The organism is Pseudomonas sp. NBRC 111133 (assembly GCF_001320605.1).
GTDB classification, from domain to species: Bacteria; Pseudomonadota; Gammaproteobacteria; order Pseudomonadales; family Pseudomonadaceae; genus Aquipseudomonas; species Aquipseudomonas monteilii.
Genome location: NZ_BCBJ01000084.1, coordinates 1 through 15,070, shown reverse-complemented (window position 1 = coordinate 15,070; position 15,070 = coordinate 1). Strand labels below are relative to the sequence as shown.

At 61.9% G+C, this 15,070-nt stretch carries 17 protein-coding genes, 1 tRNA gene and 1 pseudogene; 13 read left to right on the top strand and 6 right to left on the bottom strand.

Going from position 1 to position 15,070, the window contains the following annotated elements:
• Positions 1-42: 42 nt before the first annotated feature.
• On the bottom strand, positions 43-1,155 hold the full coding sequence (gene mnmH, locus APH36_RS19930; RefSeq protein WP_060499957.1) for a tRNA 2-selenouridine(34) synthase MnmH: 1,113 nt from the start codon (positions 1,153-1,155) through the stop codon (positions 43-45).
• The gene (selD, locus tag APH36_RS19925; RefSeq protein WP_060499956.1) at positions 1,155-2,189 is read right to left on the bottom strand and encodes a selenide, water dikinase SelD; all 1,035 of its coding nucleotides are present in this window, start codon (positions 2,187-2,189) and stop codon (positions 1,155-1,157) included. The genes mnmH and selD overlap by 1 nt, the downstream gene beginning before the upstream one ends.
• 126 nt (positions 2,190-2,315) lie before the next feature.
• Here selD and APH36_RS19920 point away from each other — a divergent pair, with 126 nt between their 5' ends.
• Genes APH36_RS19920 through phnE form a run of 4 tightly spaced genes read left to right on the top strand, consistent with a single transcriptional unit; the run spans position 2,316 to position 5,561 of the window.
• Positions 2,316-3,170, top strand: a complete 855-nt coding sequence (locus tag APH36_RS19920; protein WP_060499955.1) for a putative selenate ABC transporter substrate-binding protein — start codon at positions 2,316-2,318, stop codon at positions 3,168-3,170.
• The gene (locus APH36_RS19915; protein WP_060499954.1) at positions 3,167-3,976 is read left to right on the top strand and encodes a phosphonate ABC transporter ATP-binding protein; all 810 of its coding nucleotides are present in this window, start codon (positions 3,167-3,169) and stop codon (positions 3,974-3,976) included. The genes APH36_RS19920 and APH36_RS19915 overlap by 4 nt, the downstream gene beginning before the upstream one ends.
• A complete protein-coding gene (locus tag APH36_RS19910) occupies positions 3,970-4,797 on the top strand; it encodes an ABC transporter permease (RefSeq protein ID WP_060499953.1) in 828 nt (275 codons plus the stop codon). Before APH36_RS19915 ends, APH36_RS19910 begins: the two co-directional genes overlap by 7 nt.
• Positions 4,794-5,561: a phosphonate ABC transporter, permease protein PhnE gene (gene phnE / locus APH36_RS19905; RefSeq protein ID WP_060499952.1), complete on the top strand. Its 768-nt coding sequence runs from the start codon at positions 4,794-4,796 to the stop codon at positions 5,559-5,561. Before APH36_RS19910 ends, phnE begins: the two co-directional genes overlap by 4 nt.
• Here the strand turns inward: phnE and APH36_RS19900 are convergent.
• Entirely contained in the window at positions 5,558-6,445 is an 888-nt protein-coding gene (locus APH36_RS19900; protein WP_060499951.1) for a bestrophin family protein, read from the bottom strand. The two genes, phnE and APH36_RS19900, sit on opposite strands and share 4 nt — an antisense overlap.
• Before the next feature lie 221 nt (positions 6,446-6,666).
• Between APH36_RS19900 and APH36_RS19895 the strand changes: the two genes are divergently transcribed.
• Both APH36_RS19895 and APH36_RS19890 read left to right on the top strand, forming a co-directional pair.
• The gene (locus tag APH36_RS19895) at positions 6,667-6,960 is read left to right on the top strand and encodes a type II toxin-antitoxin system RelE/ParE family toxin (RefSeq protein WP_082426425.1); all 294 of its coding nucleotides are present in this window, start codon (positions 6,667-6,669) and stop codon (positions 6,958-6,960) included.
• Positions 6,957-7,253, top strand: a complete 297-nt coding sequence (locus APH36_RS19890) for an addiction module antidote protein (protein WP_060499950.1) — start codon at positions 6,957-6,959, stop codon at positions 7,251-7,253. Before APH36_RS19895 ends, APH36_RS19890 begins: the two co-directional genes overlap by 4 nt.
• Before the next feature lies 1 nt (position 7,254).
• Here the strand turns inward: APH36_RS19890 and APH36_RS19885 are convergent, their stop codons facing one another.
• Together APH36_RS19885 and APH36_RS19880 are read right to left on the bottom strand one after the other, a co-directional pair.
• Positions 7,255-7,743 carry a GNAT family N-acetyltransferase gene (locus tag APH36_RS19885; RefSeq protein ID WP_060499949.1) on the bottom strand — a complete coding sequence of 163 codons (489 nt, stop codon included), beginning with the start codon at positions 7,741-7,743 and terminating at the stop codon, positions 7,255-7,257.
• Positions 7,744-7,894: 151 nt separating this feature from the next.
• On the bottom strand, positions 7,895-8,542 hold the full coding sequence (locus tag APH36_RS19880) for a trypsin-like peptidase domain-containing protein (protein WP_060499948.1): 648 nt from the start codon (positions 8,540-8,542) through the stop codon (positions 7,895-7,897).
• 295 nt (positions 8,543-8,837) lie between these two features.
• On the opposite strand from APH36_RS19880, the gene APH36_RS19875 reads away from it, so the two are divergent.
• The 5 genes and pseudogenes from APH36_RS19875 (at position 8,838) to APH36_RS19855 (ending at position 13,571) form a co-directional block, all read left to right on the top strand.
• Positions 8,838-9,344, top strand: coding sequence for a sigma-70 family RNA polymerase sigma factor (locus APH36_RS19875; protein ID WP_060499947.1), 507 nt, complete (start codon positions 8,838-8,840; stop codon positions 9,342-9,344).
• Positions 9,344-10,285, top strand: coding sequence for a FecR domain-containing protein (locus APH36_RS19870; protein ID WP_060499946.1), 942 nt, complete (start codon positions 9,344-9,346; stop codon positions 10,283-10,285). The genes APH36_RS19875 and APH36_RS19870 overlap by 1 nt, the downstream gene beginning before the upstream one ends.
• 117 nt (positions 10,286-10,402) lie before the next feature.
• The gene (locus tag APH36_RS19865; RefSeq protein WP_225521444.1) at positions 10,403-12,883 is read left to right on the top strand and encodes a TonB-dependent receptor; all 2,481 of its coding nucleotides are present in this window, start codon (positions 10,403-10,405) and stop codon (positions 12,881-12,883) included.
• A 111-nt stretch (positions 12,884-12,994) separates the two neighbouring features.
• Positions 12,995-13,253 (top strand): annotated as a pseudogene (locus APH36_RS19860) (type II toxin-antitoxin system RelE/ParE family toxin).
• A gap of 9 nt (positions 13,254-13,262) precedes the next feature.
• Complete coding sequence (locus tag APH36_RS19855; protein WP_060499944.1) at positions 13,263-13,571, top strand: addiction module antidote protein; 309 nt, start codon at positions 13,263-13,265, stop codon at positions 13,569-13,571.
• A 153-nt stretch (positions 13,572-13,724) separates the two neighbouring features.
• On the opposite strand, the gene APH36_RS19850 is transcribed toward APH36_RS19855, so the two are convergent.
• Positions 13,725-13,809, bottom strand: a tRNA-Leu gene (locus APH36_RS19850).
• A gap of 107 nt (positions 13,810-13,916) precedes the next feature.
• Between APH36_RS19850 and queA the strand changes: the two genes are divergently transcribed.
• Together queA and APH36_RS32765 are read left to right on the top strand one after the other, a co-directional pair.
• Entirely contained in the window at positions 13,917-14,966 is a 1,050-nt protein-coding gene (gene queA / locus APH36_RS19845) for a tRNA preQ1(34) S-adenosylmethionine ribosyltransferase-isomerase QueA (protein ID WP_060499943.1), read from the top strand.
• A gap of 14 nt (positions 14,967-14,980) precedes the next feature.
• Positions 14,981-15,070, top strand: a 90-nt coding sequence (locus tag APH36_RS32765) for a hypothetical protein (protein ID WP_256219293.1), incomplete at its 3' end; no start/stop codon positions are given.

The window sequence follows — 15,070 nt, the reverse complement described above, 5'->3', positions numbered from 1 at the left end:
CGGCCTCTTCGCGGGTTTACCCGCGAAGAAGGCGATGCGGTCTCAAGGATGACACTCGCGTAGCGCCCGGGCCTTGAGGTACTCGCGCACTTCCAAGGCATCCCCGGCAAACTCGATACGCTCAGCCTTCGCCGCACGCTGGTAGGCATACATCGGGTCGTAATACTCGTTCAACAAGCCTTCGATCCAGCCCCGGTGCAACTCCACCGCGCCGCTGCGCTGCTGTTCTTCCAGCGCCTGGGCCAGCAGTGTCGACAACCGCTGATATCGCTCGCCACCCAAGCGCTTGCAGATGTTGGCCATGCTTTGCAGCATGCGTTCGGCAAACAACCGGCGGCCTTCTTCCTCGCCATGCACAGCGGTGAACTCGGCACTCAGGTTGACCACGTAATCACGCAAGATGCGCTCAACGCGGTTGGCAAAACTGTCTTCCAGCCACACCAGCGGGTATTGCTGCATGCCCTGGTACAGCTCCAGCGGCACGGTGCAACTGCCGACAATGCGGCCTTCATCTTCCAGTACGAACTGTTCAATGCCTCGGTCGCGTTTCTTCAGTACGTCGATGGCCAGCTGGTTTTCGAAGTCGATCTGCGCCGGCTGCGCGGTGGCGCGTTTGCCGAAGCTGGAGCCGCGATGGTTGGCATGGCCTTCCAGGTCCAGCACGTTATCCAGCTGATGCAGCACGTCGGTCTTGCCAGTACCGGTAAGGCCGCCCAGCAGCACAAAATCGCACTGCGCCACCGCCTGTTGGGTGGTTTCCAGCAAGAAGGTCCGCATGGCCTTGTAACCGCCCTTGACGCGCGGGTACTGGATGCCCGCTTCATCACGCAACCAGCCCTGCACGATCTGCGAACGCAGGCCGCCACGGAAGCAGTACAGGTAGCCTTCGGGGTGGGCCTGGGTAAACGCCACCCAGGCGTCCAGCCGAGCCTGCCTAGTGGTGCCGCTGACCAGTTGGTGGCCAAGGGCGATGGCAGCTGTCTGGCCCTGCTGCTTGAAGCAGGTGCCGACCTTCTGCCGTTCCTGATCATTCATCAGCGGCAAATTGACTACGCCCGGAAAGGCGCCTTTGGAAAACTCGACGGGTGCCCGCATATCCATCATCGGCACGTCGTCGAGAAACAGCTGGCGGAAATCGGTGCAGTCGGGGCGCATCAGATCACCTCGACCGCGTGGCTCTGTCGTTCGACCAGCTTGCCGATTGGCGACAGTTGCAGGCCCAGTTCGGCAGCGACTGCCAGGAACGCGTCTTCACCTTCAGGGCTGACCGCTACCAGCAGGCCGCCGCTGGTTTGCGGGTCGCACAGCAGGTGTTTCTGCTCGTCGCTGAGTGCGCCGAGTTTGTGGCCGTAGCTTTCGAAGTTACGCAGCGTGCCGCCGGGGATGCAACCTTCGGCCAAGTAATGCTCGACGCTGGGCAGTCGCGGTACGGCGGCGTAGTCCAGGTGCGCGGTAAGGCCGCTGCCTTCGGCCAGTTCCACCATGTGGCCGAGCAGGCCAAAGCCGGTGACGTCGGTCATGGCCTTCACCCCATCGAGTTTGCCGAAGCGGCTGCCGGGGGTATTGAGGGTGCACATCCAGTCTCGGGCCAGGCCCTGGTCCTGTGCACGCAACTTGGCCTTTTTCTCGGCTGTGGTAAGGATGCCGATGCCCAGGGGTTTGGTCAGGTACAGTTGGCAGCCGGCAGTGGCGGTGTCGTTGCGCTTGAGGTGGCGCTTGCTGACCACGCCAGTGACGGCCAGGCCGAAGATGGGTTCGGGGGCGTCGATGGAGTGGCCGCCAGCCAGCGGAATGCCGGCTTCGGCGCACACCGCACGGCCGCCACGAATCACTTCGCGGGCCACTTCCGGTGGCAGCACATTGACCGGCCAGCCCAAAATGGCAATCGCCATCAGCGGGTCGCCGCCCATGGCGTAGATGTCGCTGATGGCGTTGGTGGCGGCGATGCGGCCGAAGTCGTACGGGTCATCGACAATCGGCATGAAAAAGTCGGTGGTCGAGACCACGCCGCGCTCGTCGTCCAGTGCATACACGGCAGCGTCGTCGCGCGAGGCGTTGCCAACCCACAGCTTCGGGTCCAGGGCCTGGGTGCCGCTTTCGGCAAGGATCACATCCAGCACCTTGGGGGAAATCTTGCAGCCACAGCCGGCACCATGGCTGTACTGGGTCAGGCGAATCGGCTCGCTCATACGCACCTCGGCAGGTCAGATTGTTGCGCGATTGTAGCAAAGCTGGCCTTTGGGCCTTGGCCTCTTATAATCCTTGGAGTCGACGGATTTGTCGGCATTTCCCCGCTATTGAACCGGAGAACACCCATGCTCAAACGCCCCTTGGCGCTCGCCGCCGGCCTTGTGCTGTCTTGCTGTGCCGTTGTCGTCCAGGCTGCTGAAGTGTTGCGAGTCAGCGCCATCCCCGACGAAGCACCCACCGAGTTGCAGCGCAAGTTCAAGCCGTTGGGCGAGTACCTGGCCAAGCAACTGGGCATGGACGTGAAGTTCGTACCGGTGGCCGATTACCCGGCTGTGGTCGAGTCGCTGGCCGCCGACCGGCTGGACCTGGCCTGGCTGGGAGGCTTCACGTTCGTTCAGGTGCACCTGAAGGATCCGACCGCCACGCCACTGGTGCAGCGTGAGCAGGACGCGCAGTTCACCTCCAAGTTCATCACCGCCAACCCCGACGTGAAAAGCCTGGCCGACCTCAAGGGCAAGTCGTTCGCCTTCGGCTCCATCTCGTCTACCTCGGGCAGCCTGATGCCGCGTTACTTCATGCTCAAGCAGGACAACATCAAGCCTGAAGAGTACTTCAGCCGTGTGGCCTACTCTGGCGCCCATGACGCTACCGTGGCCTGGGTGCAGGCGGGCAAAGTCGATGGCGGCGTGCTCAATGCCAGTGTGTGGCAGAAACTGGTGGATGCCGGCAAGGTCGATACCGCCAAGGTGAAAGTGTTCGCCACTACCCCGACCTACTTCGACTACAACTGGACCGTGCGCGGCAACATGGCACCGGCGCTGAAAGAAAAGATCAAAAAAGCGTTCCTCGACCTCGACCCGGCCAAGCCGGAGCACAAGGCCATCCTCGACCTGCAGGCCGCCAGCCGCTTCATCGAGACTAAGCCTGAAAACTATGTAGGCACCGAGCAAGCTGCGCGTGAGGCTGGCCTGCTCAAGTGACTGCTTCGAACGTGGCAATCCACCTGCACGGTGCCGGCCTGCGCCATGGCCAGGTACGCGCGCTTGACGCAATCAGCTTGCGCATCGCGCAGGGCGAGCGCGTCGCGATCATTGGGCCGTCGGGGGCGGGCAAGTCGAGCTTGCTGCACCTGATGGCTACGGCCATCCAGCCCAGCAGCGGGCGCGTGGAGTTGCTTGGTGAGCAGCCCTGGGCGTTGTCCGCCAGGGCACGCCAGCGCCTTCGGGCGCGGGTCGGCCTGGTGCATCAGGCACCGCCCTTGCCACCGCGCCAACGGGTGGTGACGGCAGTATTGGCCGGCCGACTGGGGCAGTGGGGGGTAACGCGTGGCTTGCTCAACCTGCTGTACCCCAGTGATGTGCCGGGGGCGCGCCAGGTGCTTGCAGAGCTGGGCCTGGCCGACAAGCTGTTCGTGCAGTGCGGGCAGTTGTCGGGTGGCCAGTTGCAGCGGGTGGGTATTGCCCGGGCCCTTTACCAGCGGCCACAGGTGCTGCTGACCGACGAGCCGGTGTCGGCCATGGACCCTGTGCTGGCCGACCACAGCCTGGCCTTGCTCAACCGCCATGCCCAGGCCAACGGCGTGACACTGGTGGCGAGCCTGCATGCGGTGGAGTTGGCGCTGGCGCATTTCCCCCGGGTGGTTGGTATCCGCGAGGGCCAGGTAGTGTTTGATTGCCCGGCAGAAGCGGTCAACGAACACATGCTGGAGGCGCTGTACGCGAATGAACAACTGGCTTCGCCGCCAAGCCAGGGGCCGATTCTGACGGTGCAGATCCCGCGATGCTGAGGGCCGACACCCGCGACCCGGCCCTGCTGCCGCGGCTGCTGCTGGCCTTGCTGGGCGTGGCGATACTGTGGCCGGGTATCCAGTTGAGCGAACTGAACCCCGGGGTGCTGCTGCAGGCAGAGAACCGACAGCAGATCGCCACTTTCACCAGCGCCTTCTGGCCACCTGCGCACGATGCCGATTTTCTCGTGTTGCTGTATGAAGCCACGCTACAGACCCTGGCCGTGGCCACCGCCGGCATGGCGTTGGCGTTGCTGCTGGCCGTCCCGGCGGGGCTGTTGGCCAGTCGCGCCTTGTCGTTGCGTGCTGCCTCCCGTGGTGGGCGTGCAGGGCTTTGGTCGCGTCTGCTGCGCCTGCCGGTGCGCGGGTTGCTGATTTTCCTGCGCAGCGTGCCGGAAATTGTCTGGGCGCTGTTGTTCGTGCGGGCCGTGGGGCTGGGGCCGACGGCGGGTGTGTTGGCCATCGCCATTACCTACAGCGGTATGCTGGGCAAGGTCTACGCCGAAATCTTCGAGTCGGTTGACCAGCGCCCGGCCCATGCCTTGTTGCAGGCGGGCAGTGGCCGGCTGACGGCGTTTCTCTACGGCATTCTGCCCAATGCGGCGTCCGAAGTGGTGTCCTACACCGTTTACCGCTGGGAGTGCGCGGTGCGAGCCTCGGTGGTGATGGGGTTTGTGGGAGCGGGGGGCCTTGGGCAGCAGATTGACCTGTCGATGCGGATGTTTGCCGGGGCGGAAGTGGCCAGCATGTTGCTCACCTTCCTGCTGCTGGTGATGCTGGCCGACTTGCTCAGCCGCCTGCTGCGCTGGAGGCTGGCATGAACCGGGTCATCAACCTGTTGCTGCTGGGCGCCATCGTGTTGGCGGTGTTGGCCTCGTTCGCATACCTGGAGTTGGACCTGCAAGCACTGGTCGGCAACGGTGGGCTGGGGCAGATGGGTGAGTACGCCGGGCGTTTCCTGCACCCGGACCTGTCTGCCGGGCACCTGAAGGCCGTGTGGCATGGGGCGCTGGAGACGCTGGCCATGTCTGGCCTGGGCACCTTGTTGGCGATGGTCATGGGGATGTTGCTGGCACTGCCGGCGGCAGGGCGATTCGGTTGGCCATTGCAGGGCGCGGCGCGGTTGCTGCTGAATGCCCTGCGCGCCATTCCGGAACTGGTGTGGGCTGCGCTGACAGTCCTGGCGGCCGGTCTTGGGCCCAATGCCGGCACCCTCGCGTTGGCGCTGCACACCGCTGGTGTTCTGGGGCGCTTGTTTGCCGAGGCGCTGGAGAATGCGCCGCCGGAGCCAGCGGCAGCGATTCGCTTGCAGGGCGGCAGCCAGGTGGCCGCGTTCTGTTTTGGTACCTTGCCCAACGTGTGGCCGCAGTTGCTGGCCTACAGTTTGTACCGCTGGGAAAACAATATCCGTATGGCCAGTGTGCTGGGCTTCGTCGGGGCGGGCGGCTTGGGGCAGATGCTGTACACCACGTTGAGCCTGTTCCAGGAGGCCCAGGCCAGCACGGTGATCCTGGGCATGCTGGTGCTGGTGTTGCTGGTGGATACGTTGAGTGATGTGTTGCGCCAGCGCTATGTGCGGGCCTAAGCGAGCTCCCCACACTGTGCTTCCCGTTGCATCGACTCCAGGTTCCGCTCGATCGTCTCGCAAATGGTGTCCATCTGGATCTGGTGCTCACTGAACTTGAACGGGCTCTGCAAATCCGTGCCGATCCGCTCGATGGCCAGCAACATGAACCCCACCACGGTCGAAGCCAGCGGCGTGAACCAGCCCAGCGACTCCACCAGCCCTACTGGCACGATCAGGCAGAACAGGGTGATGAACAGTCGCGGAAAATACACGTAAGGGTAGGGCAGCGGTGTATTGGCGATGCGCTCCATACCGCCTTGGGCATTGGACAGGTCCACCAGCGTCGATTCCAGCCGCGCCAGGCGAATGCTGTCCAGCCGCCCGGCCTGGTATTCCCGCGCCAGCAAGGCCGCCGAGCCACCGAGAATGTCATTGGCAAAGTTGTTCGAGCGGTTGCGCCGTTCGAACTCTGCCGGCGGGATGAAGGCCATCAGTTCATCCGGGCAGCTCTCACCCTTCAAGTGTGCAGCCAGGCAGTTCACATAGGCGATGTGCCGGCGCAGCAGGGTGGCCTTGACCGGGTTCAGGCCATCAGCCGGGTCATCGATCAGGTTTAGCGTCTGCCTTGCGAAGCTACGCGAACTGTTCACCAGCGCCCCCCACAACGTGCGAGCTTCCCACCAACGGTTGTAGGCGCTGCTGTTGCGAAAACTCACCAGCACTACCAGCGCCGAGCCCAGCAAGGTCAGGGGGATCAGCGGCAGGGTGAACTTGCTGTTGAAGAACAGCATGAAATCGATGGTGACCAGCACATCCCAGATCAGCAGCCAGAACAGCGACCAGCCGATGTAGCCGATGGTCTTCACGACCAGGCGGAACTTGCGGGTGATGATGTCTTTCACGCGGGGGCACCTCTAAGCGGGGGCATGCTGGATCGGACGTCGAGGGGCCTCGAAGGTTCGAATGCTGATTGTTGCAAGGGATTTTGCGACTGCAGCGACGCGAAAAATCTGACGACGTCATGGGATGTGCCTGAATTCCCAATGCAATTGAACACAGCCAAAGTGGTCCGCTTCAGCACTTGAATGGGCGTATCCATACGGATACGATGGGGCACCACTTGATGTATCTTGTTGAACAGACGGAGAGCTTTGCAGTTTGGCTATCCAGCTTGAGGGATTTGAAAGCCAAGCTTGCGATAGGTCGCAGGCTGGAGCGAGTTGCGATAGGCAACCTTGGTGACTTCAAGTGGCTTGGAGGCGGTCTAGGTGAGCTTCGCATCGACGTAGGTGCAGGCTATCGCGTCTATTTCACGCAAAAGGGGCACAGATTGGTTCTGCTGCTGGTTGGCGGCGACAAGTCCACTCAAGTCGCCGATATTCTCAAATCAAGAAAGCTGCTGAAGGAGATGATATGAGCGAAAAACTGATTCCGTTTGATATGGCAGCTTTGTTGAGTAGCGATGAGGCCATCAGTGAGTACCTTAGCCAGGTGCTATCAGATGGCGATACCGAAGAGATCATTCGAGCGCTCGGCCATATCGCGCGTGCACGAGGCATGACACACATAGCCACGGAGAGTGGTTTGGGCAGAGAAAGCCTCTACAAGGCGCTCAGCCCAGGCGCAAAGCCTCGTTTTGACACTGTGTTGAAGGTCATTCGAGCCTTGGGGGTAGACCTTCTCGTGCAGCCCCATGCGGTAGCCCGTTGATTCAAACGGGTTGAATCAGCACCTGCTTCATCTTTACCAGCGCCACCCGCGTGCCATCCCACCCCTGCCGTTCCTCGATTCCAAACGGCACAAAGCCCAACTGCGGATAAAGCAGCAAACCTGCGGTGTTGTGATTGAAGCATGACACCCATACTTCGCTGGCTGTGTATTGCTGGCGGGCGAGGGCGATCATGGTGGTAATCAGGTAGCGTGCTAAACCGTGACCCCGGGCGTTGGGCGCTACGACCACGTTGCCCAGGGTGCACACTCCGTCATGTTCAGCCTTGTAGAAGTTGGCGAAGGCCAAGATCTTGCCGTTGCCTTCCACTACCGTGGAGCCGCTGCGCTGGGCGATGGCATCGCTCAACTGGGCAGGGGTGAGGGGGTAGGTGGCTTTGGGGAACAGGTAGAACAGTTCGTCCGGGCTTTGCGGGAAGCTGCAGATGACGGGGATGTCGTCTGGCTGGACGGGGCGGTGGGTCAGGTGCATGGCAGGTCCTTCTTGCGCAGGTTGTCAGGGCCTCTCGCGGGTAAACCCGCTCCTACAGGACCTGCGCAGGTCCTGTAGGAGCGGGTTTACCCACGAAGAGGCAATCAGCCTCACATCATAAGCCGCTTTCCATCCACAAAACCCGACCCGCTCAAGGCTTGGCAGCAACCGCCACATAGCCTTTGACCGAAGCCGGTGCCTGAGGCTTGCCCTTGTGCGCCGTCAGGTACTGAAAGCGTCGCCATTCCTTGTCGATCTCGTTGAACGACATGAACACGCTGATCCGCTCCTTGCCAGCCAGGTCCGGGCGCTTGCCGGCATCGATCTCGCTGGTGGGGATGATGGCCACATTGATGCCGACCACCTTGCCGTCATCGGCGAACACAGGCCCGCCCGACATGCCCTTGGTGATCGGGCCGTCGTGCACCGAATAGAAGACGCTGCCTGGCGTGCCTTCAAGCCGCACCAGCGACGGCAGCGCATGGCCCTTGCCCTGCATCGGCATCATGAAACTGTTGAAACCCACCGCCGTCACGGCTTCGCCAGGCACATACTGGCGCCAATCCGGCACGTTGCTGGCCTTGTGCTTGAAGAACACCACATCACCGAGGCCCTCGTGGACCACGTTGCGCAGGAAGGGGGTGTGTTTGGCGGTTACGGCGTAATCCTCGTTCCACTGGATGGCACTGGCCATCAGCAACATGGGCAGCGGGGCACCGGAGGTGACCACGAAAGCCTGGCTGTAGACGGGATCGGAAACGTACGAGGTTGGCACTCCGTTGCACCCACTGAGCAGCATCATTGCCGCCATGCAGGGCGCGATTGTTTTCATGGGTCACACGGTGCGTGGTGAAAAGGGAGCGCAACTATGGCGAAGTGCCATTACGCTATCAATACTTTCGGCATATATCCGATGAATGACAGCTTAAGTAGTAGGAGACAGCATGGCTAATAGGCTTCATGCATGGCTGGAGGCCCCGCAGTCATTAGGGTGCCGTCAATTTTTACTTGTCACGGCGATAGGGCCAGCACAGGAATAATTGATCTGATAATCGTTATCATCTAAGGTGCCATCCTCGCCCGGAGGGATACCCGTGATTAACGACGATCTGAGTCAGGTCTATGCCGAGCACAATGGATGGCTCAAGCAGTGGCTATACCGCCGGCTGGGCTGTTCGGCACAAGCCGCCGACCTGGCTCAGGACACCTTCTTGCGGATCCTTCAGGCCCAGCAGAAGGCGGGTGCCAGCCTGAGCCTGCAGCGCCCCCGGGCCTACCTGGCAACGGTGAGCCGGCGGCTGGTCCATGACCATTTCCGCCGCCAGTCACTGGAGCGCGCCTACCTGGACATGCTCGCGCAATTGCCGGAGTTGTTCGCGCTGTCTGCCGAAGAACAGTGGGAAATGCGCGAAACCCTGCAGCAACTGGACGCACTGCTCGACACCTTCAAGCCGGTGGTGCGCTCGGTGTTCCTGCTGGTGCAACTGGAGGGCCTGACCTACATCGAAGTAGCCCGCCGCCTGGGCATTGGCGAGCGCACGGTCAAGCGGCACATGGCCAATGCCCTACAAGCTTGCATCCTGTTCGACGAAGACTTCTGATGCCCAGCCAGCAACCCCGCATCACGCCGGAAGTGGCCCGGCAAGCCGCCAACTGGCACATGCTGATGCTCGACGAAGCCGTCAGCCCGGCCCAGCGCGCTGCCTGTAGCCGCTGGCGCGCGGCGGCGCCCGAGCATGAGCGGGCCTGGCAGAAGGCGCTTCGGGTGCAGGCCCGGTTGGGCATGCTGCCGCAGCAACTGGCCATGGGTACCTTGAACCGTGAACGCCGGCAGGTGATGAAGCAGATGCTGGCACTGGCCATCGTCGCGCCGCTCGGTTATTTGGGTTATCGCCAGCTTGTGCCGCAGACGGCTTATGCCACGGACGTTGGTCAGCATGAACAGATGACCTTGGCTGACGGCACGTTGCTGGACATGAACACCGATACCGCCGTGGACGTGGACTTCGACGCGCATCAACGGCTGATCAGCCTGCGCCGTGGCGAGGTGCTGGTCGACAGCGGGCCGGATGCCCACAGCACTGTTTACCGGCCACTGCGTGTTGCTACCGGGCAAGGCCTGATGGAGGCTCTGGGTACGCGCTTCATGGTCCGCCAGCGCGAAGGTACGACACAACTGGCCGTGTTCCAAGGGGCGGTACGGGTGACACCTGCCCGTGGGCCAGTGCAAATCCTTGAGGCCGGCCAGCAGCTGACCTTCGATGCCTCGGGGCAGGGTGCCTTGGTCGCAGCCCGTGAGCAGGACAGCCAGTGGACCCGTGGCCAGCTTGTGGTCGACGAGATGCCTCTGCGCGAATTCCTCAGCGAGCTGGGGCGCTACCGACCGGGCTGGCTACGCTGCCAGCCTGAAGTTGGGCATCTGTTGATCAGCGGAGCTTTCCAGCTGAAAAACACTGACGCCATTTTGGCCGCGCTGCCAGCCACATTGGCGGTGCAGGTGGATTACCGCACCCGCTACTGGGTGACTGTCAGCAAACGTTAATGAGAATTGGCCCGTTTTTGAAACTCGTCAGTCCTTATCTGTGGAACTGCCACACACAATAGGGACAACTTCTCAATGATCCGCTCTTCTTCACCGGTCGCCACGACCGGCCTCGCCATGGTTCAACCACGCGTGCCCAGCTATCGTCGGATACTCGCCCTGAGCGCCCTGGCCATCGCCCTGCAAGGTGTTGGCGTGCACGCCCTGGCTGCGCCTGTGCAGGCGCCGCAGGCCTACAGCATCGCGTCTGGCTCCCTGGCTCAGGTGCTTGCCCGGTTTGCCAGTGAAGGAGGGTTTACCCTGCAATACACCTCGGAGCTGACCCGTGGCCTCTCCAGCCCGGGGTTGCAGGGCCAGTATGGTGTCGAAGAAGGCTTGCAGCACCTGTTGGCCGGCACCGGCTTGCAGGCCGTGCGCCGGGGCAACAACGTCTATGGCTTGCAACCCGTTCCCCTGAGTGCAGCGTCTGGCGGCGCCGCCTTGAACCTGGAGCCGCTGAACATCAATGGTGTCCAGGATGACGCAACCACCGAGGGCTCAGGCAGCTACACCGCCAACGCCGTCACCATTGGCAAGGGCACCCACCGCCTCAAGGACATTCCACAATCGGTCAGCGTGGTCACGCGCAAGGCCATGGATGACCAGCGCCTCGATACCCTGGATGAAGTGCTGGAAAAGACCACGGGCATTACCACCCTGCAAAGTCCGTCCGGCGGCAAGTACATCTATTCCCGTGGTTTCGAGGTGGAAACCATCCAGTACGACGGCGTGCCACTCGACCGCCGCTATTACGCTATCGGCAGCAGCTTCACGTCCGACACGCTGCTGTACGACCGCGTCGAAATCCTGCGCGGGGCCAACGGCCTGTTGCAAGGCAGCGGCAACCCCGGCGCAGCCATCAACCTGGTGCGCAAACGCCCGAAAGCCGAGCCGTTCTTGTCAGTGACTGCCAGCGCCGGCTCCTGGGACACCTATCGTCAGACCGTCGATGCCGGCGCCCCGCTCAATGCCGACGGCTCGCTTCGTGGCCGTGTGGTGGCCGGGCACGAAGACCAGAACTATTTCTACGACACTGCCGAAAGCCGCAAGAACGTGCTCTACGGCATCCTTGAATACGACCTCAGCGACGCGACGACGGTAGCGGCGGGCGCCAGTGTTGAAGACCTGCATTCAACGCCGTTCTTCAGCGGCCTGCCACGCAACAAGGATGGCAGCGCCTTGAACGTCAGCCGTTCCACCTACACCGGTGCTGACTGGAACACGTGGGACAACAAGCAGACCACCTACTTTGCCGACGTCACCCACGACTTCAACGAAGACTGGCGCCTGAAGGCTTCTGGCAGCTACATGCGCGAAACCAACTACATCCTCTACAGCTTCGGCCGTGGCGCTGTGGACCCGGCCACCGGCGACGGCATGCGCTCGCGTGCCTACATGTACGACTTCGAGAACATCAACAAGGGCGCGGACATCAACCTGACCGGCAAGTGGCGTGCCTTTGGCCGGGAGCACGAGGTGGTGGTGGGCGCCAACGCCAGTGACCTGCAGACCGACGACCTGCAAGGCGGTTTCCTGAACCTGGGCCCGATGAACATTTACGACCCTATCTCGCCACAGCGCCCGACCCAGGATCAACTGCTGGGCAACGGCACTACAAACACCTACCCCGGCACTTCCAAGGGCAAGATCCGCCAGAACGGGCTTTACGCGGTCACGCGCTACAAGCTGGCCGACCCTGTGACTCTGGTAGTGGGCGGGCGCACCAGCAACTACACCTACGACTATGAACTGCACCGTTTCAATGGCGTGTCGCCAACCCCGGCCCACTCGCGTGAAAGTGGCGAGTTCACGCCTTATGGCGGCCTGATCTACGCGTTGAACGACCAGTGGTCGGCCTACGTGAGCTACGCCGACATCTTCAAGCCGCAGACCGAGCTGAGCGTGGACAACGCCCCGCTCAAGCCCATCGAAGGCGCCAACTATGAGCTGGGCCTGAAAGGTGAGCTGTTCGACGGTCGCGTGAATACCAGCTTCGCGCTGTTCCAGGTAGACCAGCAGAACCGCGCCCAGGCCGCCGAGTGCGGTACTGACGGTGGCGAAAACTGCTACGTGGCCGGCGGCAAAGTGCGCACCCAGGGCTTCGATGCGGAGATCAGCGGTGAAGTGCTGGACCGCATGCAGCTGTTTGCCGGCTACACCTACACCCACACCGAGTACCGCAACGACCCGGCCGATGGCGAGTCGCAGGCCGGAGGCACCTTCAACACCTACACACCCAAGCATCTGCTGCGCTTCTGGGCGGACTACAACCTGCCTGGCGAACTGGACCCATGGACCGTTGGCGCTGGCGCCAACATCCAGAGCCGCAACTACCACGGTAACTTTGGTGGGACAGACGGGGTAGGGAAGATCGAACAGGCCGGTTATGCGATCTGGAACGCTCGGGTGGCTTACCAGATCAACAAAAACTTCAGCGTGTCGTTGAACGGCAACAACCTGTTCGACAAGAAGTACTTCTCCAGCATCGGTTGGCTGTATGCGGCGAACTACTACGGGGATCCGCGTAATTACACCGTTACCCTGCGGGCGGATTTCTGAGGCCTACGCACGCACAGGTTGGGGTGGTTTGGTCATGATTGGCAACGTTCGTTGATTGCGCTACGGGGATGGTCGGCCCATACTGTGTATCCCATGGAATACATTTGAGCCGTGAAGACCATCCTCACAACCGATGATTTCGATGCTTGGTTTTCCAAGCTTAGCTATAAGCGATCTGCGATGCGCATCCAGGCGCGCATCGACCGTGCCGAAGCAGGGAATTTCGGTGATTGCCAAGCTGTGGGTGAGGGCGTCTCCGAGATGCGTATTCACTATGGGCCAGGATATCGTGATCCTGCTGGCGGGTGGCGATAAGTCCACTCAATCAAAAGACATCAAAACCGCCCTCGACATTGCACGACGGCTTTAGGAGGTACCCATGGGTAACGTCAAGTTGAAAAAATGGGACAGTGCCGAACACCTCAAGACGGACGAGGACATGGCGCTTTACCTCGAAGCTTGCATTGAAGAGGCGGGTGATGATGCGGCTTTTATCGCCAAGGCGCTCGGCACCATTGCGCGTGCAAAAGGCATGGCTCAGTTGGCCCGTGATACCGGGCTTGGGCGTGAAAGCCTGTACAAGGCGTTGTCCGGCGAGGGGAACCCAAGCTTCGCCACCATCCTGAAGGTGACCAGAGCGCTTGGCCTACAGCTTCATGCTGACGTTGCATCCACTCATACTGGCTAGCGTGAGCGGGCGGCAACCATGATCCCTAACGGTTAGGGTGCACAGAAAGTTACGTTATGTGTAACCTCTGTTGGGTGAAGGAAGGGCGGCTGTGCTGATGGCCGATCAACAGGCGAAAAAAAACCGACCATAAGGTCGGTTTTTTCCGGATCTTGGTGCCCCGAGGGAGACTCGAACTCCCACTCCTTTCGAAAACGGATTTTGAATCCGCCGCGTCTACCAATTCCGCCATCAGGGCGTGTGGCGCGCAGTATAGAGAGCTGCCGCTAGTCGGTCAATCGGCTTTCATGGTCAATTTTCACACATTGGGCTAAACTTCCTGGCCCTGCCGAACCGAACATCATCATGCGCGTCGCCGATTTCTCCTTCGAACTCCCTGATTCCCTGATCGCCCGCCACCCGTTGGCAGAGCGCCATGGCAGCCGTCTGCTGGTGCTCGATGGGCCAACCGGCGCGCTGTCGCACCGGCAATTCCCCGACTTGCTCGACCACCTGCGCCCCGGCGACCTGATGGTGTTCAACAACACTCGGGTGATCCCGGCGCGGTTGTTTGGCCAGAAAGCCTCCGGCGGCAAGCTGGAAGTGCTGGTCGAGCGCGTGCTCGACAGCCACCGGGTGCTGGCCCATGTACGTGCCAGCAAGGCGCCGAAAGAAGGCGCGGTCATCCTCATCGATGGCGGTGGCGAGGCCGAAATGGTCGCGCGCCATGACACGCTGTTCGAGCTGCGTTTCACCGAAGAGGTGCTGCCACTGCTCGACCGCGTCGGCCATATGCCGCTGCCGCCCTATATCGACCGCCCGGACGAGGGTGCCGACCGTGAGCGTTACCAGACCGTGTATGCCCAGCGTGCCGGTGCGGTTGCAGCGCCCACAGCGGGCCTGCACTTCGACGAGGCGCTGCTGGAAAAGATCGGCGCCAAAGGCGTGGAGCGGGCCTTCGTGACCCTGCACGTGGGCGCGGGTACCTTCCAGCCGGTGCGGGTCGACAAGATCGAAGACCACCACATGCATAAAGAGTGGCTCGAAGTGGGCCAGGATGTGGTCGATGCCATCGAGGCCTGCCGCGCACGTGGCGGCCGGGTGATCGCGGTTGGCACCACCAGTGTGCGTTCGCTGGAAAGCGCGGCGCGTGACGGCGTGCTCAAGGCGTTCAGCGGCGACACCGATATCTTCATCTACCCGGGCCGGCCGTTCCATGTGGTTGACGCCCTGGTCACTAACTTCCACCTGCCGGAGTCCACGCTGCTGATGCTGGTCTCGGCATTCGCCGGCTACCCCGAGACCATGGCTGCCTACGCGGCGGCGGTCGAGAACGGGTACCGCTTCTTCAGTTACGGTGATGCCATGTTCATCACCCGCAATCCGGCGCCGCGCGGCCCCGAGGATCAAGCATGAGTCGCACCTGTCGAATGTCCTTCGAACTGCTGGCCACCGACGGCAAGGCCCGTCGTGGTCGCATCACCTTCCCTCGTGGCACCGTGGAGACCCCGGCGTTCATG